The sequence below is a fragment of the Halomonas elongata DSM 2581 genome, from assembly GCF_000196875.2.
Taxonomy (GTDB): Bacteria; Pseudomonadota; Gammaproteobacteria; order Pseudomonadales; family Halomonadaceae; genus Halomonas; species Halomonas elongata.
Map to the genome: position 1 here is coordinate 3,241,707 of NC_014532.2, position 22,167 is coordinate 3,263,873.

Annotated in this window: 22 protein-coding genes; 15 read left to right on the forward strand and 7 right to left on the reverse strand. The window is 65.6% G+C overall.

Going from position 1 to position 22,167, the window contains the following annotated elements; translation table 11 throughout:
* Positions 1–142 precede the first annotated feature (142 nt).
* From HELO_RS15105 to pilM, 4 genes are read right to left on the reverse strand one after another with little or no spacing between them, the layout of a single operon-like run.
* Positions 143–658 carry a pilus assembly protein PilP gene (locus HELO_RS15105; protein ID WP_013333513.1) on the reverse strand — a complete coding sequence of 172 codons (516 nt, stop codon included), beginning with the start codon at positions 656–658 and terminating at the stop codon, positions 143–145.
* Positions 655–1,272 carry a type IV pilus inner membrane component PilO gene (gene pilO, locus HELO_RS15110; RefSeq protein ID WP_013333514.1) on the reverse strand — a complete coding sequence of 206 codons (618 nt, stop codon included), beginning with the start codon at positions 1,270–1,272 and terminating at the stop codon, positions 655–657. The genes HELO_RS15105 and pilO overlap by 4 nt, the downstream gene beginning before the upstream one ends.
* Positions 1,269–1,817, reverse strand: coding sequence for a PilN domain-containing protein (locus tag HELO_RS15115; protein WP_013333515.1), 549 nt, complete (start codon positions 1,815–1,817; stop codon positions 1,269–1,271). The genes pilO and HELO_RS15115 overlap by 4 nt, the downstream gene beginning before the upstream one ends.
* Positions 1,814–2,842, reverse strand: a complete 1,029-nt coding sequence (pilM, locus tag HELO_RS15120) for a type IV pilus biogenesis protein PilM (RefSeq protein ID WP_013333516.1) — start codon at positions 2,840–2,842, stop codon at positions 1,814–1,816. Before pilM ends, HELO_RS15115 begins: the two co-directional genes overlap by 4 nt.
* A gap of 244 nt (positions 2,843–3,086) precedes the next feature.
* On the opposite strand from pilM, the gene HELO_RS15125 reads away from it, so the two are divergent.
* Positions 3,087–5,615, forward strand: coding sequence for a penicillin-binding protein 1A (locus HELO_RS15125; RefSeq protein ID WP_013333517.1), 2,529 nt, complete (start codon positions 3,087–3,089; stop codon positions 5,613–5,615).
* Between the two features lie 86 nt (positions 5,616–5,701).
* Positions 5,702–6,454, forward strand: a complete 753-nt coding sequence (locus HELO_RS15130; RefSeq protein WP_041602182.1) for a DUF481 domain-containing protein — start codon at positions 5,702–5,704, stop codon at positions 6,452–6,454.
* 275 nt (positions 6,455–6,729) lie between these two features.
* On the opposite strand, the gene HELO_RS15135 is transcribed toward HELO_RS15130, so the two are convergent.
* Both HELO_RS15135 and rpmE read right to left on the reverse strand, forming a co-directional pair.
* Entirely contained in the window at positions 6,730–7,998 is a 1,269-nt protein-coding gene (locus HELO_RS15135; protein ID WP_013333519.1) for a malic enzyme-like NAD(P)-binding protein, read from the reverse strand.
* 298 nt (positions 7,999–8,296) lie between these two features.
* A complete protein-coding gene (gene rpmE / locus HELO_RS15140; RefSeq protein ID WP_013333520.1) occupies positions 8,297–8,509 on the reverse strand; it encodes a 50S ribosomal protein L31 in 213 nt (70 codons plus the stop codon).
* 145 nt (positions 8,510–8,654) lie between these two features.
* On the opposite strand from rpmE, the gene HELO_RS15145 reads away from it, so the two are divergent.
* From HELO_RS15145 to tatC, 13 genes are all read left to right on the forward strand, one after another.
* A complete protein-coding gene (locus HELO_RS15145; protein ID WP_013333521.1) occupies positions 8,655–10,892 on the forward strand; it encodes a primosomal protein N' in 2,238 nt (745 codons plus the stop codon).
* A 296-nt stretch (positions 10,893–11,188) separates the two neighbouring features.
* Positions 11,189–12,874, forward strand: coding sequence for an arginine--tRNA ligase (gene argS, locus HELO_RS15150; RefSeq protein ID WP_013333522.1), 1,686 nt, complete (start codon positions 11,189–11,191; stop codon positions 12,872–12,874).
* A 3-nt stretch (positions 12,875–12,877) separates the two neighbouring features.
* Positions 12,878–13,618, forward strand: coding sequence for an SPOR domain-containing protein (locus HELO_RS15155; RefSeq protein ID WP_013333523.1), 741 nt, complete (start codon positions 12,878–12,880; stop codon positions 13,616–13,618).
* Positions 13,619–13,910: 292 nt separating this feature from the next.
* The gene (gene hslV / locus HELO_RS15160; protein ID WP_013333524.1) at positions 13,911–14,429 is read left to right on the forward strand and encodes an ATP-dependent protease subunit HslV; all 519 of its coding nucleotides are present in this window, start codon (positions 13,911–13,913) and stop codon (positions 14,427–14,429) included.
* A gap of 2 nt (positions 14,430–14,431) precedes the next feature.
* Positions 14,432–15,754 (forward strand): ATP-dependent protease ATPase subunit HslU, encoded by a 1,323-nt coding sequence (gene hslU / locus HELO_RS15165; RefSeq protein WP_013333525.1) that lies wholly within the window; start codon positions 14,432–14,434, stop codon positions 15,752–15,754.
* A gap of 201 nt (positions 15,755–15,955) precedes the next feature.
* Positions 15,956–16,342 carry a gamma-butyrobetaine hydroxylase-like domain-containing protein gene (locus HELO_RS15170; RefSeq protein WP_013333526.1) on the forward strand — a complete coding sequence of 129 codons (387 nt, stop codon included), beginning with the start codon at positions 15,956–15,958 and terminating at the stop codon, positions 16,340–16,342.
* 133 nt (positions 16,343–16,475) lie between these two features.
* Positions 16,476–17,228: a bifunctional demethylmenaquinone methyltransferase/2-methoxy-6-polyprenyl-1,4-benzoquinol methylase UbiE gene (gene ubiE / locus HELO_RS15175; protein WP_041602183.1), complete on the forward strand. Its 753-nt coding sequence runs from the start codon at positions 16,476–16,478 to the stop codon at positions 17,226–17,228.
* Positions 17,229–17,235: 7 nt separating this feature from the next.
* The gene (locus HELO_RS15180; RefSeq protein ID WP_013333528.1) at positions 17,236–17,871 is read left to right on the forward strand and encodes a ubiquinone biosynthesis accessory factor UbiJ; all 636 of its coding nucleotides are present in this window, start codon (positions 17,236–17,238) and stop codon (positions 17,869–17,871) included.
* Positions 17,868–19,490 carry a ubiquinone biosynthesis regulatory protein kinase UbiB gene (gene ubiB / locus HELO_RS15185; RefSeq protein WP_013333529.1) on the forward strand — a complete coding sequence of 541 codons (1,623 nt, stop codon included), beginning with the start codon at positions 17,868–17,870 and terminating at the stop codon, positions 19,488–19,490. The genes HELO_RS15180 and ubiB overlap by 4 nt, the downstream gene beginning before the upstream one ends.
* A 25-nt stretch (positions 19,491–19,515) precedes the next feature.
* Positions 19,516–19,845, forward strand: coding sequence for a phosphoribosyl-ATP diphosphatase (locus tag HELO_RS15190; protein WP_013333530.1), 330 nt, complete (start codon positions 19,516–19,518; stop codon positions 19,843–19,845).
* Positions 19,846–19,932: 87 nt separating this feature from the next.
* Entirely contained in the window at positions 19,933–20,193 is a 261-nt protein-coding gene (gene tatA / locus HELO_RS15195) for a Sec-independent protein translocase subunit TatA (protein WP_013333531.1), read from the forward strand.
* 6 nt (positions 20,194–20,199) lie between these two features.
* Positions 20,200–20,610, forward strand: coding sequence for a Sec-independent protein translocase protein TatB (gene tatB, locus HELO_RS15200; RefSeq protein WP_013333532.1), 411 nt, complete (start codon positions 20,200–20,202; stop codon positions 20,608–20,610).
* Positions 20,607–21,365 (forward strand): twin-arginine translocase subunit TatC, encoded by a 759-nt coding sequence (tatC, locus tag HELO_RS15205; protein WP_013333533.1) that lies wholly within the window; start codon positions 20,607–20,609, stop codon positions 21,363–21,365. Before tatB ends, tatC begins: the two co-directional genes overlap by 4 nt.
* A 132-nt stretch (positions 21,366–21,497) precedes the next feature.
* Here the strand turns inward: tatC and elbB are convergent, their stop codons facing one another.
* Complete coding sequence (gene elbB / locus HELO_RS15210) at positions 21,498–22,160, reverse strand: isoprenoid biosynthesis glyoxalase ElbB (protein WP_013333534.1); 663 nt, start codon at positions 22,158–22,160, stop codon at positions 21,498–21,500.
* Positions 22,161–22,167 lie beyond the last annotated feature (7 nt).

The window sequence follows — 22,167 nt, forward strand, 5'->3', positions numbered from 1 at the left end:
GCACCAGCCTCCTCACCTGCCCCCTCCATCGCCCGCCCATGGCAGGGCAGCACCGCCACGACCATCACCAACAAGACGGCGCCCAGTGCGCCGCTTCGCATCCATGCCATTTCCCCAGCCTCCATGCCGTGAACGCGACGCCTCAATCATCCAGCTCCAGCGTGACGTCGCGCTCGATCCAGCCCCCATTGCCATCGGGGCGCCTCTCCACCAGATGCACTGCCGCGCCGGAGATCGCGACGATACGCCCCCGGTGGCGCCCGAGACGGCTGCCGACGCCCAAGCGGTGCACCGTTCCCTCCGGGGTCCTGACCAGCGCCCAGGCGGCACCCGAGGCGCTCAGCGTACCCACCAGCGTCAGCGCCTCCAGCGCAACCTGCTCGAGCGGCGGCCGCGCGGTGCTGCCCGATGGCCCTCCAGCCTCCATGCCCCCGCCTTCCCCCTCCGACTCTCCGGTCGAGAAAGGGCCGGAGGAGTCGACGAAGCGATAGCTCTCAGGCGCCAGCGTCGGCGCTGCCGACACCTCTTTCACTGCCGGGGCAACTGCATCGGCGCGCCATGCCAAGAGCCGCTGCTCCAGTTCTTCGAGACCGGCGTCATGACAGCCCACCGAAAGCGCCCCCAATCCCAGAGCGCCGACTCGCCCCCAGCGCATCATCCATCCTCCTTGGCACTCGACGATTCGACGCTGTAGGCCCTCGCCTGTACGGACAGGTGCAATCGCCCCTCTTCCACGGCCAGTCGAACGTCATGCAGGGTGACCAAGCGTGGGATATTGGCGACATCGGCAACGAAGCCTCCCAGCCGATTGAAGGATCCCGTCACCCGGACCGAAACGGGATGCACGACGACGAGCCCTGTTTCGACGGCGCTTCCAAGCCGCAGCGTCTCGATCGTCAATTGGCGCTCGAGCGCCGCTGCTCCGATGTCGTCGATCAGCGACGCCCTGCCGGCCATCTCGGGGAAGGCGAATTCCAGCTCGAGCAAGCGCTGCTCGAGTGCTGCCACCTGCTCGCGCAAGTCCGGCAGATGCGCCGCACGGGCAGCGTCGTGGCGGTACGCCTCCAGCAACCCGGCCTCCTCCCGTTTCGCCTCATCCAGAGCCTTCAAGGTCGGCAACGCCAGAATCACGTAACTTGCGGCGCACACCACGACCGCCAGCAGAGCGCAGCACAACCCCTGCAGGCCGAGCGGCCAGCGGTCGGCGTCGCGAACGTCCAGCTCGCGCCATTCCAGTTGCCGCAGATGCTGCCAGGCCGACATCCGGCTCATGACGAACGTCCTCCCCGGCCTGCCCACACCAGGTTCAGCCGGAACCGCCACCCCCGGGACAGAGGCGCCACTTCCGATAACGAGGGCGCCGCAAAGACGGGGGAAGCCTCAAGTGCCCGTAGCTGCGCGGCGATCCGCCGGTGGTTGTCGGCCGAGCCCGTCAAGACCAGCAGCCCTTCCCGCTGCACGAGGCTCGAATAGCGCACGCCCTCCATCCGTGTGGCGGCCAGGCCATTGAAGAGGGCCAGGACCTCACCGCGCTGTTCGAGTCGCTCTTTCAGCTCGGCCAGACGCCGTTCCAGATCGGCCACCCGCACCTGCCGACGTTCGACCGCCTGAACGTCGGGTCGCAAGGCCTCGACATGGCGAGCGATGAGCGCATGGCGACGCTGCTGCGCCTCGAGCCCGGCGGCGTGGTAGCGCTCCAGACCATACCCCGCCGCCACACCGAACAGCAGGGCGCCCAGCAGCATGACCCGCCAGCGACGACGACGCCTCTCCCGCCGCTCATCGCGCCATGGCAGCAGATTGATCTCGACGCTCATGGCCGCCCCCGCATCGCCAGACCGCAGGCAGTCAGCATGCTCGGGGCCGCCTCGGTCAGGCGACGGGCATCGACGCGCGAATGCCGTCTTACACCGTGCAACGGATCGACCACCGCCACCCGCAGCTCGCTCTTCTCCGCCAGCTGTCCCACGAGCCCCGGCAGCACGCTGACGCTTCCCGCCAACGACATGTGCCGTATCTCGAGCCCCTGCCCCGCGGCATGATAAAGCTGCAGGGCACGGCCGATCTGCCCTGCCAGGGCATCGACGAAAGGCGCCAGTGTGTCGTCCGGCAAGCCATGGCCATGCTCCGCTCCATGGCGATCACTGAACCCCTCGATCAGCATCCGACCGCCCAGGGCAATGTCATGTCGATAGACGACGCGCCCACGCTGCAGGATGTAGAAAGCGCTGCTGTCGGCACCGACATCCACCAGCGCCAGCCCTCCGCCGTCTTCCCCGGAGGACGAGGAACGGATCCAGGGCGCGCTCATCGCCCGTTCCACGGCAAAGGTATCGACATCCACGGCCACGGGCATCAGTCCGACCCGGCGCAACAGTCCGGCACGTTGCTCGACGGCCTGACGCCGACAGGCGACCAGCAGCACCGCTTGCTGGTCGACAGCATCGTCACAGGGCCCCAGCGACTGGAAGTCGAAGGTGATGTCATCGAACGGAAAGGGAATATGCTTGTCGGATTCGAGTTGAAGTCGGGACTCGATGTCGTCCTCGTCCAGCGAGGCGGGCAGGTTCAGGGTTCTGACGATGGCAGCCCCGGCCGGCACGGCGACACAGGCCCGCTTGCCGAGGGGCTTGGCAACGGCCAGAGCACACGACAGGGCATCGGCGACAACGTCATCATCATGGATACGATTCTCGATCACGGCCCCCGCCTGCAAGGGCGCCACCCCGAGTCCCGATACCCGGGGCCCGCCACCCTTGAAGCGAAGCTCGACGATATTGACGGTCGACGAACCGATATCGACACCGATCAAGTCCTGAGCGGCTGTCTTGAATCGCCACATTGCTCACACCCTCCGGTGCGAGTCATGCCACGGACCTCCAGTGCGTCCCTGCACCTCGGCGACCACATCGCACGCCCGTTCTCGAAGGTTAGGCGCAAATGACAAATTCCACACAAAAACACTGTCGCCACCGGTCAACGCTGGTGGTCCCTTCTCCGTCTTCCTATAATGGCCGTCGCATCGCACGACCACACTGCACATCTCGCTACGACGTTCTTGTTCTCAGCACGGATACCGCGTTTTCATGAAGTTCCTCAGAACCCTGGTCTTTTCAGCACTCTGGCTGCTGGTTTCGCTTACCACCGCCTCGGTGCTGGCCGTGGTCGGCGCGGCACTGTATTTCGCCCCGGGGCTACCGGACGTCCGCCAGTTACAGGACTTCGAGCTGCAGACCCCGCTGCGCATCTTCACCCGCGACGGCAAGTTGATCGGCGAATTCGGCGAAGAGCGTCGCATGCCGGTGGCCTTCGACGAGATCCCGAAGGACATGGTCAATGCCCTGCTGGCCGCCGAGGACGCCAGCTATTTCGATCACCACGGTGTCGATCCCAAGGGGCTGGCCCGCGCCGCCGTCGAGCTGGTCGCCAGCGGTGGCGACATCCAGTCGGGGGGCTCGACCATCACCATGCAGGTCGCACGCAACTATCTGTTGACCCTCGACCGGACCTATATCCGCAAGGTCCGCGAAATCCTGCTGTCGCTGGAGATGGAACAGATCCTCAGCAAGGAGCAGATCTTCGAGCTCTACGTCAACAAGATCTTCCTCGGCCACCGTTCCTACGGCATCGCTGCCGCCGCCGAGGTCTACTATGATCGGCCGCTGGAGGAACTGACCCTGGCCGAGCAGGCCATGATCGCCGGCCTGCCCAAGGCGCCCTCCACCTTCAACCCGCTGGCCAACGCCGAGCGCGCCTTGATCCGTCGCAACTGGATCCTGTTCCGCATGCGGGATCTCGGCTTCATCGATCAGGCCGCCTACCAGGAAGCCGTGCAGGAACCGATCACCGCCCGCCGCCATGTCGCCAAGGCCGAGGTCCGGGCCGACTACGTCGCCGAAATGGCGCGCCAGTTCGCTACCGAGCGCTTCGGCGACAAGGCCTATACCGGGGGCTATCGCATCACCACGACCCTCGACAGCGAACTCCAGCCCATGGCCCGGCAGGCCCTGGCCAACGGCCTGATCGCCTACGATACCCGCCACGGCTGGCGTGGCCCCGAACAGACCGACATCCCGCGCAGCCTGGCCGAAGCCCAGGAACGCACCGAGCGCCAGGGGCTCGAGGAAGAGCTCTCCGAATCACCGGAGGTCATGGAAACCGCACGGCGCGCCGCCGAACGCAGTCAGACCGAGGTCGAAGGCATCGAAGGCGACGTCAGCAACTGGCTGCAGGTACTCGAGCGCACACCCGAGCTCGGCCCACTGCAGCCGGCCATCGTGGTCGAGAGCCAGGGCCGCGAGATGCGCGTGCTGACCAGTGACCGCGAGGTCAAGACGCTAGACTGGGACGGCCTCAAGTGGGCCCGTTCCTATCGCAGCGCGCGCAGCCGTGGCGCCGCACCCAACAGTGCCGCCGACATCGCCGCCCCTGGATCGCTGGTACGCATCATGCAGCGCGAAGACGGCAGTTGGCGGCTTTCCCAGCAGCCCGATGCCCAGGGCTCGCTGGTCGTCATGGAGCCCCGGACGGGCGCCATCCTGGCACTGCAGGCCGGTTTCGACTTCGATGCCAGCAAGTTCAATCGCGCCGTCCAGGCTCGTCGCCAATCCGGCTCCATCTTCAAGCCGTTCATCTATCTAGCAGGGCTCGACAGTGGCGAGGTGACCCCCGCCACCGTGATCAACGATGCGCCGGTGGTCATGCGCGATGGCAGCAACGAGCTGTGGCGTCCCAGCAACTCCAGCGGCGACTTCCTGGGGCCGACCCGGCTGCGCGTGGGCCTGGCTCGTTCCCGTAACCTGGTGACGATTCGCCTGCTGCAATCCCTGGGGCTCGATCGTACCCTCGAGTTCCTCGATGAGTTCGGCTTCAACCCCGAACGCCTGCCCCACGGCCTCTCCCTCGCCCTGGGCAGTGCCAGCCTGACACCCCTGGAGATGACCCGTGCCTACGCGACGCTCGCCAACGGCGGCTTCCGCGTCAAGCCCTGGTTCATCCAGCGCGTGACCCGAGGGGAACACCACACCCTGGTGGAAAAGGCCGACCCCAAGGTGGCCTGTCGCGATTGCGCCCCCGACCAGACGACCACCGAGATCGATGGCGAGACCTACCGGGTCGCTCCGCGCATCGCCGATCCGGGCGCGGTCTACATCCTCCGCGACATGCTCCGCGAAGTCGTCGAGAGCGGCACCGCCCGCGGCGCCCTGGCGTTGGAGCGCAAGGATATCGTCGGCAAGACCGGTACCACCAACGATCAGCGCGACGCCTGGTTCGCCGGCTTCAACATGGATCTCGCCACGACCGTCTGGGTGGGCAAGGACGACAACTCGCCCACCGCCGAGTACGGCTCCCAGGCCGCCCTGCCGATCTGGGTGGACTTCATGGGACAGGCCCTTGAAGGACGCCCTGAGCGACTGCCCGAGCGTCCCGAGGATGTCGTCGAGCGGCGTGTGGACCCCAACACCGGCCGCCTGCTGCGCGACGATCAGGGTGGGGGCATCCTGGAGCTGTTCCGCGCCGACCACCTGCCCAGCTACCAGCCACGGCGCGTGGAACAGGAAGTCGAACAGGAAAGCGGCTCGCAGGGCACCGGCATCTACGAAGCCATCTTCTGATCCCGTGGTGGGGCGGCAGGATGCCGCCTCACCCCTCATCGCCGAACGTCACTCCAGCTCCCATCCACGATGACCGGGAGATCATCATGCGTTTCAAGGTGCGCCATGTCCTATGGACCAGCCTGGGGCTGCTGGCACTCGTCGGCGACGCCAGCGCCCGCCCCTTCTATTCGCCGCCCCCTCCCGCCGAGGATACTCCGACCTGGAGCGGCACGGCCGAGCTCGGCTATACCAGCCTCTCCGGCAACACCGACAGCCAGACATTGATCACCAAGGGCCACCTGGCCTGGCTGACCGGCGACTTCACCCATAGCCTGCGCGGCGAGATACGTCACGTTACCAAGGATGACGAGACCAGCGCCGAGCGCTACCAGGTGACCGCCCGGGAGCGTTACGATCTCAATGGCATGGACTATCTGTTCGGCTTCACGCGCTGGGACAAGGACCGGTTCAGCGGCTACCACTACCAGATCACCGCCATCGCCGGCTATGGCCGCCGCGTGCTGAACGACGACCACCAATCACTGGCCCTGGAAGCCGGACCGGGCTACCGCCACGACAGCCTGCCCGACACGAGCGACCGCCACCTGGGCGTGGCCTATGGCGCCCTGGACTACCAGTGGAAACTGTCCGAAACCGCCAGCCTCGGCCAGGAGTTCTCCCTCGAGCACACACGCGAGAACCTCACGTCACGCTCGCTGACCTCGCTGACCGCCAGAATCAACGATCACCTGGCCCTCAAGCTTTCCCATGAGCTCGAGCGCAACTCCCAGCCGCCCGAAGAGGCAATGGCCAAGACCGATCGCACCACCACCGCCTCGCTGATCTACGACTGGTAACCCATGAAACGACGCCGCCGGCCCTGGGGCCGGCGGCGTCGTCTTGCATTGTGCGGGATGTGGGAGCGCAGGCTCAGCCGCCGCATGGAAATGCTGAATAAATAGCCGAGCGTCGTGAAGGCTAGGCCCGCTCCCGGCGGGCCATCGCATTTCCCACATCCCCGTGGGTCACACAAGGCGCCCGGAGCACAGAAAGCGAGACATAACATGTCGTTAGGCGAGCTTTCGCGCACCGCGTCACGCAGTGATTTGCACGTGCAGGCATTTAAGCAGTATTACCCATAAACATCATCCACCGTCTTCAGCGGATAATGAGCCGGATAAGGACGGCGCGCCACGCCGGAATCCACCGCCGCCTGAGCCACCGCCGAGGAGACGCGCTCGAGCAGGCGTACATCGATCGGCGTGGGAATAATGTAGTCACGACCGAAGCTCATGGCGTCCTTGTCGTAGGCCTCCAGCACTGCCTGGGGGACCGGTTCGCGGGCCAGGTCCTTGAGCGCATGGACTGCCGCCACCTTCATGTCCTCGTTGATGCGGGTCGCCCTCACGTCCAGGGCACCCCGGAAGATGAAGGGGAATCCCAGCACATTATTGACCTGGTTGGGATAGTCGGAACGCCCCGTGGCCATGATCACATCCGGGCGGGTTTCCCGCGCCAGGTCCGGATGGATCTCCGGGTCGGGGTTGGTGCAAGCGAACACCACGGGATTGTCCGCCATCCGGCGGATATGCTCCTCCGTCATCAGGCCGGGGCCTGACAGCCCGACGAAGACATCGGCCCCCTCGATGGCATCAGCCAGGGTGCGCTTGTCGGTATCGATGGCAAACATCGCCTTGTACTGGTTGAGATCCTCGCGACCGCTGTGGATCACGCCCTTGCGATCCAGCATCACCAGGTTCTCGGAGCGCGCCCCACAGGCGACCAGCAGCTTCATGCAGGCAATCGCCGCCGCGCCGGCCCCCAGGCAGACGATCCTGGCGCTCTCCAGCGACTTGCCGGCGATATCCAGGGCATTGAGCATGCCCGCCGCCGTGACGATGGCAGTACCATGCTGGTCGTCGTGGAACACCGGGATGTTGCACTGCTCGACCAGGGCTCGCTCGATCTCGAAGCACTCCGGAGCCTTGATATCCTCGAGATTGATGCCTCCCCAGCTATCGGCGATGCGCGCCACGGTGTCGATGAAAGCCTGAGGACTCTCGGCATCGACCTCGACATCGATGGAATTGATCCCGGCGAAGCGCTTGAACAGTACGCCCTTGCCTTCCATGACCGGCTTGCTGGCCAGAGGCCCCAGATTGCCCAGGCCAAGGATGGCGCTACCGTCGGAAATGACGGCAACGAGATTGCCCTTCCCGGTGTAGAGATAAGCGTTTTCCGGGTCCCGCGCGATCTCGCGGACCGGTTCCGCCACGCCCGGGCTGTAAGCCAGGGCGAGATCCCGTGCAGTGGCGGTGGGCTTGGTCAGCTCCACCGACAGCTTTCCGGGAATGGGTTTCGCGTGATAGTCCAGCGCCGCCTGTCTCTTCGCGTCTGTCATGCTGAGGATCCGATCTGCGATTCAATAGATACTCAGATTATAGAAAAAACTTCCATTTCTCAACTTTATGAAACTAGGCAGTTTTTCACGCCAATTCAGCGCTGATGACGCTTATTTGTCGAATCTTATAGCAAAACACCTCATCCATAATGCATTCCTTATTGCTGCATTGCAGCTTGCAGATATGAGATGGCCGTCATCCGGGATGCTCGCCCGGAAAGACGGCCACAAAAAAAAGAACCCGCCTCCTGGGCGGGTTCCTCTCGTCTTCTCCGGCACATGGCCGCGAGACAGCGACTCAGCGCTTGAGGGCAGCACCGAAGCGCTTGTTGAAGCGCTCGACACGACCACCGGTGGTGGCCTGCTTCTGCTTGCCCGTGTAGAAGGGGTGGCACTGAGAGCAGACGTCCAGGTACAGCTCCTGATCGGCGGTGGAGCCCACCTCGAAGGTGGCGCCGCAGGAACAGGTCGCGCTGACCGTCTTGTAATTCGGATGGATACCTTGTTTCATCTTGAGCCTCGCAAAGCTGTATGCCGCCACCTGATCTTCCGCCAGGCACCGCATACGGTTTATCGGAACGTGCAAACCGGCTGCCCGCGCCATTCAGGGTGACGCGGCGGCGGAGCATTCTAGCAGAGCCGGCACCGGAGGCCAATTGCCCGATTCCCCTCGTCCCATTCCCCGTGTACTAGGGATCGCCATCCCCTCGCCACTGCGCCGGCTTTTCGACTATCTCCCCGCCGGCCCGGCCCCCTCGGACGGCTGGCAACCGGGACTGCGGGTACGCGTACCCTTCGGACGACGCCAGGTGGTCGGCGTGGTCATCGAGTGTCGCGACGCAAGCGAACTCCCGCTGTCCAACCTCAAGCCGATCGACGCCCGCCTGGACGACACCCCCCTGCCCGAAGACTGGCTCTGGCTGTGCCGTTTCACCGCCCGCTATTACCAGCATGGCATCGGCGACACCCTGCACCATGCCATGCCGGCTCTGCTGCGTCAGGGCCGCGCCCTGACCGCCCGCACCCGCGAGCACTGGAGCGTCACCGAGGCGGGGCATGCCGATGCCCCGTCAGGACTCGAGCGCGCCCCGCGACAGGCCGAGCTGCTGAGCATGCTGCGCCAGCATCCGCATGGCCTGGTCACCCAGGCCGTGCTGGCCCAGTCCTTCACCCGTGAGCAGCTCAAGGCCCTGGTCAGCAAGGGGCTCATCGAGTGTCACGAACAGCCCGTGACCGGCGGCGAGGCGCCGAAAGGCCCTTCGCTGGCCGAGCCGGCCCTGCCCCTGAACGGCGAGCAGGCAGCCGCCATGGGCGCACTTCACGAAGGGCTGGACGCCTTCCACCCCTGCCTGCTGCACGGCGTAACGGGCAGCGGCAAGACCGAGGTCTATCTGCAGCTGATCGAAGCAGTCGTCGGCCGTCAGCGTCAGGCGCTGGTCCTGGTCCCCGAAATCGGCCTGACGCCCCAGACCCTGGAGCGCTTCCGCAAGCGCTTCCAGGTCCCGGTGGTGGCGCTGCATTCCGGCCTCACCGACCACGAGCGCCTGGACGCCTGGGAAGCCGCCGCCAACGGCCGGGCGCCCATCGTCATCGGCACCCGCTCGGCGATCTTCACGCCCTTGGCCCGCCCCGGTGCGATCATCGTCGACGAGGAACACGACGGCTCCTTCAAGCAGCAGGAAGGGCTGCGCTATCACGCCCGGGACCTGGCGGTAATCCGGGCCCACCGGCATGGCATTCCGATCGTTCTGGGCAGTGCCACCCCTTCGCTGGAGTCCCTGCACCGCGCACGGGCCGGCGACTACCGCCACCTGCGCCTGACCCGCCGCGCCAGCCGCCATGCCCCGGCCCGACTGGAACTGGTCGACCTGCGCGGCCGCCCCCGCAAGGGCGGCCTGATCGCCCCCGTCCTCGACGCCATCAAGACGACCCTGAACGCCGGGCACCAGGTCCTGGTGTTCATCAATCGCCGCGGCTTCGCCCCCACCCTGGCCTGTCACGCCTGCGGCTGGCTGGCCGAGTGCACCCACTGCGATGCCCACATGACCCTGCACCGCCAGCCGCCGCTGCTGGCCTGCCACCACTGCGATCACCGACGCGGCCTGCCCGATGCCTGCCCCGATTGCGGCAGTGCCGACCTGCGCCCCCTGGGCAGTGGCACCGAACGCACCGAAGAAACCCTGGCGGAACGCTTTCCCGACATCCCCGTGCATCGCATCGACCGCGACAGCACCCGGAGACGCGACGCCCTGGAGCGCACTCTCGGCGAAGTGCGACGCGGCGAGCCCTGCCTGCTGGTGGGCACCCAGATGCTGGCCAAGGGCCACCACCTGCCGCACGTCAACCTGGTCATCGTGGTCAACGCCGACGCCGGCCTCTATGCCAGCGACTTTCGCGCCCTGGAGCACAGTGCCCAGCTACTCGAGCAGGTCGCCGGCCGCGCCGGTCGCTCCTCCCACCCCGGGCGCGTGCTGGTACAGACCCTGCACCCCGACGACCCCAACCTCCGGCTACTGGCGGCCCGTGGCTATGACGCCCTGGCCGAGCAGTTGCTCGAGGAAAGGCGCGCCGCCAGCCTGCCGCCCTTCCGCTTCCTGGCCCTGCTGCGGCTGGAAAGTCCGCGCGAAAGCGACGTCAACGCACTCGGCGAGCGAGTCGCCGAGGCCACCCGCGAGCATATCGAGCAACGCGGCCTGGAGGTCGACTGTCTCGGTCCGGTACCCGCTCCCATGGAACGCCGCCAGAACCGCTATCACATGCAGGTGATGCTCGGCGCCGACAAGCGCAGCCGCCTCCACGAAGCCGGCGCCTGGCTCATCGCCTGGCTGGAAGCCGAACCCGCCGCACGGCGCGTACGCTGGTCGCTGGATATCGACCCGCAGACGCTCAGCTGAAAGCCGTAAGCCGGCCGAAAAATACCCCGAAACTTCCGGGAACAAGGTTTTTGTTTTGTCTTACAGCTTAAAGCTTAGGACTTACGGCTTCGGGCGCAGCCCGGTTATGACTTACAGCTCCGGGCGCAGCCCGGCTCAACCGGCCCGGGGTTTAAAGCCGCGTCACAATTGTCGATAATATGTGCCCAATTGCCCATTGACGGGCGAGCGCCAGGAAGACACGACTCAATGCCCATGCGGGCGATGGGGTCAGCGTCTTCCCACGAGCCCGCGCCACAGGACATCGAAGACTTTCCATGAAAGACACCATCATCTCGCTTCTGGAGCGCGCCCTGGAAGACCTCCAGCGCCAGGCGATACTGCCCTCCGAGCTCGCCCCGACCATCAAGGTCGATCCCGCCAAGGACAAGGCCCACGGCGATTACGCCACCAATCTGGCCTTGATGCTGGCCAAGCCGGCCGGCCTGAAACCGCGCGAACTGGCCGAGAAGCTGGTGGCGGCCCTGCCCGACAGCGAAGCCGTCAGCAAGGTCGAGATCGCCGGTCCCGGGTTCATCAACTTCTTCGCCGCCACCGATGCCGCCGCCCAGGTGGTCCGCGAGGTGCTCGACGGCGGCGATGCCTTCGGGCGCAGCCTGACGGGTCAGGGCCAGAAGGTTCAGGTGGAATTCGTCTCCGCCAACCCCACCGGGCCGCTGCACGTCGGCCATGGCCGTGGCGCGGCCATCGGCGACTGCCTGTGCCGCCTGCTGGAAGCCACGGGCTTCGACGTCACCCGCGAGTTCTACTACAACGACGCCGGTGCCCAGATCAGCAACCTGGCCCTGTCGGTGCAGGCCAGGGCCAAGGGCGTCACTCCCGAGGACGACGCCTGGCCCGCCGACGGCTATCGGGGCGACTACATCACCGATGTGGCCAAGGCCTACCTGGCCGGCGAGACCGTCCATGCTGACGACCGCCATGTCACCGCCAAGGCCGACCCGGACGACCTGGACGCCATTCGCGACTTCGCCGTGGCCTACCTGCGCCGCGAGCAGGATCTCGACCTGCGCGCCTTCGGCGTGGCCTTCGATGTCTACTTCCTCGAGTCATCGCTGTACCGTGACGGTAAGGTCGCGGACACCGCCAAGCGCCTGGCCGAGCAAGGGCACACCTATGAACACGACGGCGCCACCTGGCTGCGCACCACCGACTTCGGTGATGACAAGGACCGGGTGATGCGCAAGCGTGACGGCGATTACACCTACTTCCTGCCCGATGTCGCCTATCACCTGGACAAGTGGCAGCGTGGCTTCACCACGGTGATCAACGAACAGGGCGCCGACCACCATTCCACGGTGACCCGGGTGCGCGCCGGCCTGCAGGCGCTGGGCGTCGGCATCCCCGAGGGCTGGCCCGACTATGTGCTGCACCAGATGGTGCTGGTCACCCGCTCCGGCGTCGAGGTGAAGCTCTCCAAGCGGGCCGGCAGCTACGTCACTCTGCGCGACCTGATCGACGAAGTGGGCCGCGATGCCACTCGCTTCTTCCTGGCCGCGCGCCGCGCCGACTCCCAGTTGACCTTCGACATCGACCTGGCGCGCTCCCAGTCCAACGACAACCCCGTCTATTACGTCCAGTACGCCCACGCCCGGGTCTGCAGCATGCTGCGCAAGGCCCAGGCCGACGAGCGGCCCTTCGATCACGAGCTGGCCATGGACAACCTGGCCCTGCTCGATACCGAGCAGGAAAAGGCCCTGCTCAATCGGCTGGCGCGTTATCCCGAGGTCGTCGAGCGCGCCGCCCTCGCCCGGGAGCCGCAGCAGATCGCCCAGTACCTGCAGGATCTCGCCGCCGAGTTCCATACCTGCTACAACGCGGTGAAGGTGATGGTCGAGGACGACGCTCGACGCAACGCTCGCCTGGCGCTGGGCCTGGCGGCTCGCCAGGTGCTGCGCAACGGCCTCGACCTGCTGGGCGTCAGTGCCCCCGAGGAGATGTAGGCCATGGCGACCCGCAAGAAGACGCCTCCCCGCAAGCGCGGCGCTACCAGCCAGCGCCGCTCGTCGAAGAGCAAGGCGCCAAGCCGCGGAGTGCCGGGCTGGCTATGGGGGCTGGCCGGCCTGGTGGCCGGCTTCCTGATCTCCCAGCACCAGCATGGCACCGCTCCCTGGCAGGACGAGCCGGAAACGCCCCGGGCCCCGGTGGCATCGTCGTCTTCCGACGCCTCCTCGCAGGACGAGAAACCCGCCAAGCCGGAAGCGAAGTCGGACGAGTCGCCCATGCCGACCTTCGAGTTCTATACCCTGCTGCCGGAATCCGAAGTGGTGGCGCCGGGCGGCCAGATGCCCGAATCGACGGCTTCGCGTCCGGAGCGGACGACCTCGACATCGCAGGACGACGAGGCATCCGATGAGGCACCGGCGGACGACCCCATCGCCCAGGTCATCGCCGCCAACACCACTCAATCCTCGTCGGCACCGGCCGATGAGCCGGAGGTCGATGACGACGGCCGCTACATGTTGCAGGCTGCGTCCTTCCGCTCGACCGCCGATGCCAAGAAACTCGCCAACCGTCTCAAGGACTTCGGCCTGCTGGCCAATATCACCGAGGTCAAGACCGGCGATGGCGCCACCTGGCACCGCGTCCAGGCCGGCCCCTATACCGACCGCAACGAGCTATCCCGTGCCCAGGATCTCATGATCACCCAAGGCATCGAGCCCTTGCTCATCCAACTGCAGAACTGAGCGGCGGCGGCCCCGCCGCCGCCCTCATGGGCGGTTGAATTTCCTCCCCACTGCCCGCACCTACTCGAACAACGCATTCTCACGGCGCCAGCCAGACGGCGCCCAAAGGGAATCGCTGCACGACTCGGCGAGCGGACTGAAGCGCAAGGCGCATGGAGCAGAGGAACCGGAGCATGGGCGAATGCCATGCAAGGATTTCACGCACCGCGCAACGCAGCGATTCATCCGTGCCGACATTCGTGGAGCCTTTCCAAAGTCATCGGGAGCCCTGCTCCCCTAAGGAGTCCCCTCCATGACCACGATCGTTTCCGTGCGTCGCGGCGACCAGGTGGCCCTGGCCGGCGATGGCCAGGTATCACTGGGCAATACCGTGATGAAAGGCAACGCCAGCAAGGTGCGTCGCCTCTACCGCGGCCAGGTACTGGCCGGCTTCGCCGGCGGTACCGCCGATGCCTTCACCCTGTTCGAGCGTTTCGAGGCCCAGCTCGAGAAGTATCAGGGCAACCTGGTCAAGTCCGCCGTGGAGCTGGCCAAGGACTGGCGAACCGACCGCGCCCTGCGCCGCCTCGAGGCGCTGCTGGCGGTAGCCGACAAGCACGCCTCGCTGATCATCACCGGCAATGGTGATGTGGTCGAACCGGAGCGCGGCATTATCGCCATCGGCTCGGGCGGCAACTATGCCCTGGCCTCGGCGCGCGCCCTGCTCGAGAACACCGAGCTGTCAGCCCGCGAGATCACCGAGAAGTCGCTGGAGATCGCCGGCGATATCTGCGTGTTCACCAACCACCACGTCACGCTGGAAGAGCTCTGATCATGACCCAGATGACCCCCCGCGAGATCGTCCACGCCCTGGACCAGTACATCATCGGCCAGCAGGACGCCAAGCGTGCCGTGGCCAGCGCCCTGCGCAACCGCTGGCGTCGCATGCAGCTCGACGAAGAGTTGCGCCAGGAAGTCACGCCCAAGAACATCCTGATGATCGGCCCTACCGGCGTGGGCAAGACCGAGATCGCCCGCCGCCTGGCCAAGCTCTCCGGCGCTCCCTTCATCAAGATCGAGGCAACCAAGTTCACCGAGGTGGGCTATGTGGGCCGCGATGTGGAATCGATCATTCGCGACCTCACCGAGGCCGCCATCAAGCTGGTCCGCGAGCAGGCCAAGGACGAGGTGCGCCATCGCGCCGAGGATGCCGCCGAGGATCGCATCCTCGATGCCCTCTTGCCGCCGCCGCGCGGCCAGGAAGGTCAGCCGCGTACCGACAACGCCACTCGCCAGGCCTTCCGCAAGAAGCTCCGTGAAGGCCAGCTCGACGACAAGGAGATCGATATCGAGGTCACGCCCCAGAGCCAGGGCGTCGATATCATGACCCCGCCGGGCATGGAAGAGATGACCAGCCAGCTGCAGAACCTGTTCTCCAGCATGGGCAAGCAGAAGACCGAGACCCGCCGGGTGGCGGTCAAGGACGCCTTCGCCCTGCTGCGCGATGAGGAAGCCGCCAAGCTGGTCAACGAGGACGACATCAAGCAGCGCGCCATCGAAGCGGTGGAGCAGCACGGCATCGTCTTCCTCGACGAGCTCGACAAGGTGGCCAAGGGCAGCGGCCAGTCCAGCGGTGGCGAGGTCTCCCGCGAAGGCGTACAGCGCGATCTGCTGCCGCTGATCGAAGGCTCCAGCGTGTCCACCAAGCATGGCATGGTGAAGACCGACCACATCCTGTTCATCGCCTCCGGCGCCTTCCACCTGTCGCGCCCCTCGGACCTGATCCCCGAACTCCAGGGCCGCCTGCCGATCCGCGTCGAGCTCAACGCCCTGACGCCGGACGACTTCAAGCGCATCCTCACCGAGCCCTCCGCGGCGCTGACTCGCCAGTACACGGCGCTGCTCGCCACCGAGGACCTCAAGGTGGAATTCACCGACGACGGCATCGAACGCATCGCCGAGATCGCCTGGAAGGTCAACGAAGGCACCGAGAACATCGGCGCCCGCCGCCTGCACACGGTGATGGAGCGCCTGCTCGAGGACGCCTCTTTCAAGGGCTCCGACCTCGGTGAGACCCTGACCATCGACGCCGCCTACGTCGACTCCCAGCTCGGCGAGCTGGCGATGGACGAAGACCTGTCGCGGTATATTCTCTAACCCCAGCTTTAAGCCGTAAGCGATAAGCTGTAAGCAAAACCAAGGTGCAGTGCCCACAGCTGGGGCCTGCACCTCGCCAAGGTTCAGCAACGACCAGCAGTTGTCCGACCCTAGACGCTAGAAGCCTCCTCGGGCCAGCCTGGGGTGTACTTACGACTTACAGCTTAAAGCTCCGGGCGAAGCCCGGCGCCGGAGGTGCCCATGTCCGCTCCGATTCCTACCAAGGTGCATTACCACAAACAGGCCCGCGAGCTCGAGATCGGCTATGCCGATGGAACGAGCCATCGCCTCTCGGTGGAGTATCTGCGCGTTTTCTCGCCTTCGGCCGAAGTGCAGGGGCATGGCGGCCCCGAGTCCGCCACCCTGCAGGTCGGCAAGAAGGATGTCGGGTTGGCCAACATCTCGCGAGTCGGCCGCTACGCCATCAAGCTGCACTTCGACGATGGCCACGACAGCGGGCTGTACAGCTGGGATTACCTGCATGAACTCATCCAGCACCGCGAGGCCAACTGGGCCGATTACCTGAAGCGCCTGGAAGAGGCCGGTGCTTCGCGGGAGCCGCTGGGCATCGAGATCAAGCAACTGTAGAAAAGAGGCTTTCCCTGCGAGGTGACCGACCTCCGCGTCAAGACAAGGACGGTCACGGGGCGCTACAATGTCGCCCCATCGAGCGAGGCCAGGCCTCGCCTCCTTCAGTGCAGCTGATTCGGGAGCCCCTCGCATGACCAGCGACAAGCACACCACGCATTTCGGCTACCAGGAAGTCCCGGTCACGGAGAAGGCCTCCCGCGTGGCGGACGTCTTTCACTCGGTGGCATCCCGCTACGATGTCATGAACGACCTGATGTCCTTCGGCATCCATCGGGTCTGGAAGCGTCTGACCATCGAGCGCGCCGGCGTGCGACCCGGCCACAGCGTGCTCGACATCGCCGGCGGCACGGGCGACCTGACCTTCAAGTTCTCGCGTCTGGTCGGCCCGCGCGGCCGCGTGGTACTGGCCGACATCAACGAATCCATGCTGCGGGTCGGTCGCGACAAGCTGCTCGACCGGGGCGTGGGCGGCAATGTCGAGTACGTACAGGCCAACGCCGAGACCCTGCCCTTCCCCGACAACAGCTTCGATTGCATCACCATTGCCTTCGGCCTGCGCAACGTTACCGACCAGGACGCCGCTCTGCGCTCCATGACGCGAGTGCTCAAGCCCGGCGGCCGCCTGCTGGTCCTGGAGTTCTCCAAGCCGCGCAGCGCCCTGCTCAACCGCGCCTACGACGAATATTCCTTCCGCCTGTTGCCCCGCATGGGCGAATGCGTTGCCGGCGACGCCGACAGTTACCGCTATCTGGCCGAGTCGATCCGCATGCATCCCGACCAGGAAACCCTCAAGGGAATGATGGAAACCGCCGGCCTGGAGCGCGTCGAGTACACCAACCTCACCGGCGGCATCGTCGCCCTGCATCGCGGCATCAAACTGTGAGGCCGAGATGACATCGACCCTGTTGCTGGCCGGCCTCGAACGTACCCTCAATGCTCTGCTCGCCCGCGACCCCGCCGCGCCGTCACGATTGGCGCGACTGGCCGGGAAGCGCATCCTGCTGCGCCTGGAGCAACCACCCCTGGCACTGAGCGTTCACTTCCATGCCGAGGGCATCGACCTGCTGCGCCCCGACGATCTCGACGAGGCCGCCTTCGATGTCACCGTAGAGCTCGACACCGAAACACTCGGCGAATTGCTGGGCGGTGCCTCCATCGAACGCCTGATGTTCCAGGGCAAGCTGTCCGTCAGGGGGCGTGTCCACCTGCTGGAACAGGTCCGCGACCTGCTGCTGGATCTCGACCTCGACTGGGAAGGCGAACTGGCGCATTGGCTCGGCGATGTGCCCGCCCATAGCCTGGCCGAAGGCATGCGCAGCGTCGGTCGCTGGGGCCTGCGTACCCAGCGCGAGCTGCGCGCCGACGTGGCCGAATACGTCTTCGAGGAAGCCCGGCTGCTGCCCGGGCAGCATCAGTTCGAGGTGATGCGCGATCACCTCACCGAACTCGAGCTCGCCACCGACCGCCTGGAAGCGCGCCTCGAACGACTGCGTCGCCGACTGACTGCCCTGGGGGCCTCGGCATGATCCCGCGCCTGCTGCGCATCATCTGGGTCATCAGCCGTTACCGGCTGGATACCCTGTTGCCATTGGCACGCATGCCCTGGTGGCTGCGCGGGCTCTTTTTGCTGTCGCCGCTGCGCCTGATTCCCACCGGCCCGCGCTGCCGCGGCGAGCGACTGCGCCTGGCCCTGGAGACCCTCGGCCCGATCTTCGTCAAGTTCGGCCAGATGCTGTCGACCCGTCGCGACCTGCTGCCGCCGGATATCGCCGACGAACTCAAGCGCCTCCAGGACCAGGTGCCGCCCTTCCCCGGCGAGCAGGCCAGCGCACTGGTGGAGCAGGAACTCGGCATGTCGCTCGACGACGCCTTCGCCCGTTTCGCCACCGAGCCGCTGGCATCGGCCTCCATCGCCCAGGTTCACGCCGCCACCCTGCACAGCGGCGAGGATGTGGTGGTCAAGATCATCCGCCCCGGCATCGAACGGGTCATGCGCCAGGACATGGCGCTGCTGTACCGGCTCGCCGCTATCCTGGCGCGGGTTCCCGAGGCACGCCGCCTGCGACCGGTGGAGGTGGTACGCGACTACGAATCGACGCTGTTCGACGAACTCGATCTGACCAAGGAAGCCGCCAACACTTCCCAGCTCAAGCGCAACTTCCAGAACTCGCTGCTGCTGTACGTGCCGGCAACCCACTGGGACCTGACCCGCCACCGGGTCATGGTCCAGGAACGCATCCACGGCGTGCCGGTGGCCGATACCGAGGCGCTCGAGGCCCAGGGTACCGATCTCAAGAAACTCGCCGAGCGGGGCGTGGAGATCTTCTTTACCCAGGTCTTCCGCGACAACTTCTTCCACGCCGACATGCATCCGGGCAACATCTTCGTGGCACGCGAGACGCCCTGGGATCCGCAATACATCGCCATCGACTGCGGCATCGTCGGCAGCCTGACCCGCGAGGACCAGGATTACCTGGCGCGCAACCTGCTGGCCTTCTTCCACCAGGACTACTATGAAGTCGCCGCCTTGCACATCGAATCCGGCTGGGTCGGCGAGGATACACGGGCCAACGAATTCGCCGCCGCGGTTCGCACCGTCTGCGAGCCGATCCTCGAAAAGCCCTTGAAGGACATATCCTTCGGTCAGGTGCTGCTGGGCCTGTTCCAGACCGCGCGTCGCTTCAACATGGAAGTCCAGCCGCAACTGGTGCTGTTGCAGAAGACCCTGCTCAATATCGAGGGCCTGGGGCGCCAGCTCTATCCGGACCTGGACCTGTGGGCCACCGCCAAGCCCTTCCTGGAACAATGGATGCGCGAGCGCGCCGGCGCCCGCGGGCTCTGGGAATCGCTCAAGCGCCAGGCCCCGGAACTTTCCCGCCAGCTACCGGAACTCCCCGTACTGGCCCACCAGGCACTGTCCCGGGCCGAACACGGCCATCAGCATCAACGCCGTCAGTCCGAGGCGGTGGACGACATCCGACGCCGCCTCGACCGGCAGAGTCGCAGCCAGCGGCGATTGCGCCTGGGCGTCTTGCTGGTGGCGGCAGCTCTGGCCTGGCAGCCGTTGGCCGAATGGGCCGGCGGACAACCCTGGCCGGTGCTCGGCGCCGCCCTGCTGGGCGCTCTGTTATTGGTCTGGAACTGACAACCCTGTAACGGAATCTTAAACAATGAGCGATATTCTCGAACGCCTTCACGACGTGCTCGAAGAGCGCCGCCACGCAGCTCCGGAAGATTCCTACGTGGCCGCCTTGCATCACAAGGGCTTGAACAAGATACTCGAGAAAGTCGGCGAGGAAGCCACCGAGACCCTGCTGGCGGCCAAGGACGCCGAGGGAGGAGGAGACGAGCAGCGCCAGGCGCTGGTCGCCGAGACCGCCGACCTGTGGTTTCATAGTCTGGTGATGCTCTCGCATCTGGATCTGGACCATCGCCAGGTGCTCGACGAACTGGCTCGCCGCTTCGGCGTGTCAGGGCACGACGAGAAGGCCTCGCGATAACACTCCCGATCCCGGTGTCGCGTCGGCATCGTCTCGATTCGCACTTTCGCTTCGGCACGTCCGGAGCCAAAACCTGAGGAAGTCTCCATGTTAGGTGGTATCAGTATCTGGCAACTGCTGATCGTGCTCGGCATCATCATCCTGATCTTCGGCACCAAGAAGCTGCGCAACGTGGGCGGCGACCTGGGCGGTGCCGTGAAGGGCTTCAAGAAAGCCATGGACGAGGGCGAAAAGGAAGACACCAAGAGCCAGGACGATCCTCAGGCGCGAGTCAGCCATGACGACGAAGGCACGACCTACGACGTCAAGGCCGAGCGCAAGGCAGAGGAACAGGACGAGCGCAAGTAAGCCGCCATGTTCGACATCGGCTTTCTCGAACTCCTGATCCTCGGCATCGTCGGCCTGCTGGTACTCGGGCCCGAGCGACTGCCCAGGGCGGTCCGCACCGTCGGCCTGTGGATCGGCCGCATCAAGCGCGTCGCCTCCGACATGCAGCGGGAAATCAACAGCCAGCTCGAGGCGGAGGAGCTGCGCCGCAAGCTCGACGAGCAACAGAAAAAGCTCGATGAGGGCGTCGATCGCGTCAAGCGTGACGTCGAAGGTCTTGCCGAGCGCGATACCCGCGCCACCGAGGAGACCTCCCCGACCCGGCACGATTCCTCGCCCGAGGCGGCGACCGAGCCCTCCCCCGAACCTGCCGACACCGACCGACGCCTCGGCGAGTCCGCCCCTCAAGATGCCGACAAGGACGCCACCCCCCGATGAGCCAACAGGAGCAAAAGCAAGCCCCGCTGATCGAGCACCTGGTCGAGCTGCGCTCGCGGCTGATGCGGGCCGTGGTGGTCATCCTGGTGATCTTCCTGGGGCTCTATGCCTTCGCCAACGATATCTACACCTTCGTTGCCGACCCCTTGATGGCACTGCTGCCGGAAGGCTCGCAGATGATCGCCACCGAGGTGGCCTCGCCCTTCCTGGCGCCCTTCAAGCTGACCCTGATGGTGGCCTTCCTGATCGCGGTGCCCTTCGTGCTGCACCAGGCCTGGGCCTTCATCGCCCCGGGGCTTTACGACAACGAAAAGCACCTGGCGCTGCCGCTGCTGGTCTCCAGCATCGCGCTCTTCTACGCCGGGATCGCCTTTGCCTACTATGTGGTCTTCCCGCTGCTGTTCCAGTTCTTCACCCAGGCCGGGCCGGCAAAAGTCGCGGTGATGACCGACATCCAGCAATACCTCAACTTCGTTCTCAAGCTGTTCTTCGCCTTCGGCGTGGCCTTCGAGATTCCCGTCGCCACCTTCCTGCTGATCCTCTCCGGCGCCACCACGGTGGAAAGCCTGTCCCGCAAGCGGCCCTACGTCATTCTCGGCTGCTTCGTCATCGGCATGCTGCTGACCCCGCCCGACGTCGTCTCCCAGAGCCTGCTGGCGGTCCCGATGTACCTGCTCTACGAAGTGGGGCTACTCTTCGGCCGACTGGTCAAGCGGAAACGCGACGCGGAAAGTGAGGAAGAGGAAGAGCCGTAAGCCGTAAGCCGTAAGCCGTAAGCCGTAAGCCGTAAGCCGTAAGCCAGCATGCGGCCACCCAGACCAACGAGAAAGGCGTTACTTAAAGCTTACAGCTCTCAACTTACAGCTCCCGGGCAAAGCCCGGGCCGGCTACAGGTCCATCAATTCGTCGATGCGGTCGACCAGCTTGAAGATGCCGGTGGCGGCTTCGCCGATGCGGGTCGCCAGCATGTAGGCCGGTGTGGTGACGACGCGATTCTCGAAATCCACGACGATATCCTCGACACCGCAGCTGCGATGCAGCCCGCCCATGGCACTGATGGCACCGGCCACGCCCGGGTCATGGCCAATGGTCACGGCGATGCCCGGCCCGAGCAGCCGCGGCACCATCACCGGCGCGATGCACATCAGGCCGATCGGTTTGCGATCCTCGTAGAAGCCCGCCAATGCTTCCTGCAGTCCCGTCTGGACGACCATCTCGGCACCGTCCTCGGCGAAGGTGGAGAGATTCTTGGCCACTCCGAAACCACCCGGCAGGATCACGGCATCGAACTCGTCGGACTCGAGCTCGTCGATAGGCATGATATCCCCCCGGGCGAGACGCGCCGCTTCGACGAGCACATTGCGACGCTCATCGTCCCGGGCCTCTCCGCTGCGGTGGTCGATCACGTCATGCTGATCGATGTCCGGGGCGAAGCAGCGATAGCCGATCCCCAGTTGATCCAGGCGCAACAACGTCAGGGTGGTTTCGTAGATCTCCGAGCCGTCCTGCACCCCGCACCCCGACAGAATCACCGCCACCTGCTTGCTCATGCTCGTC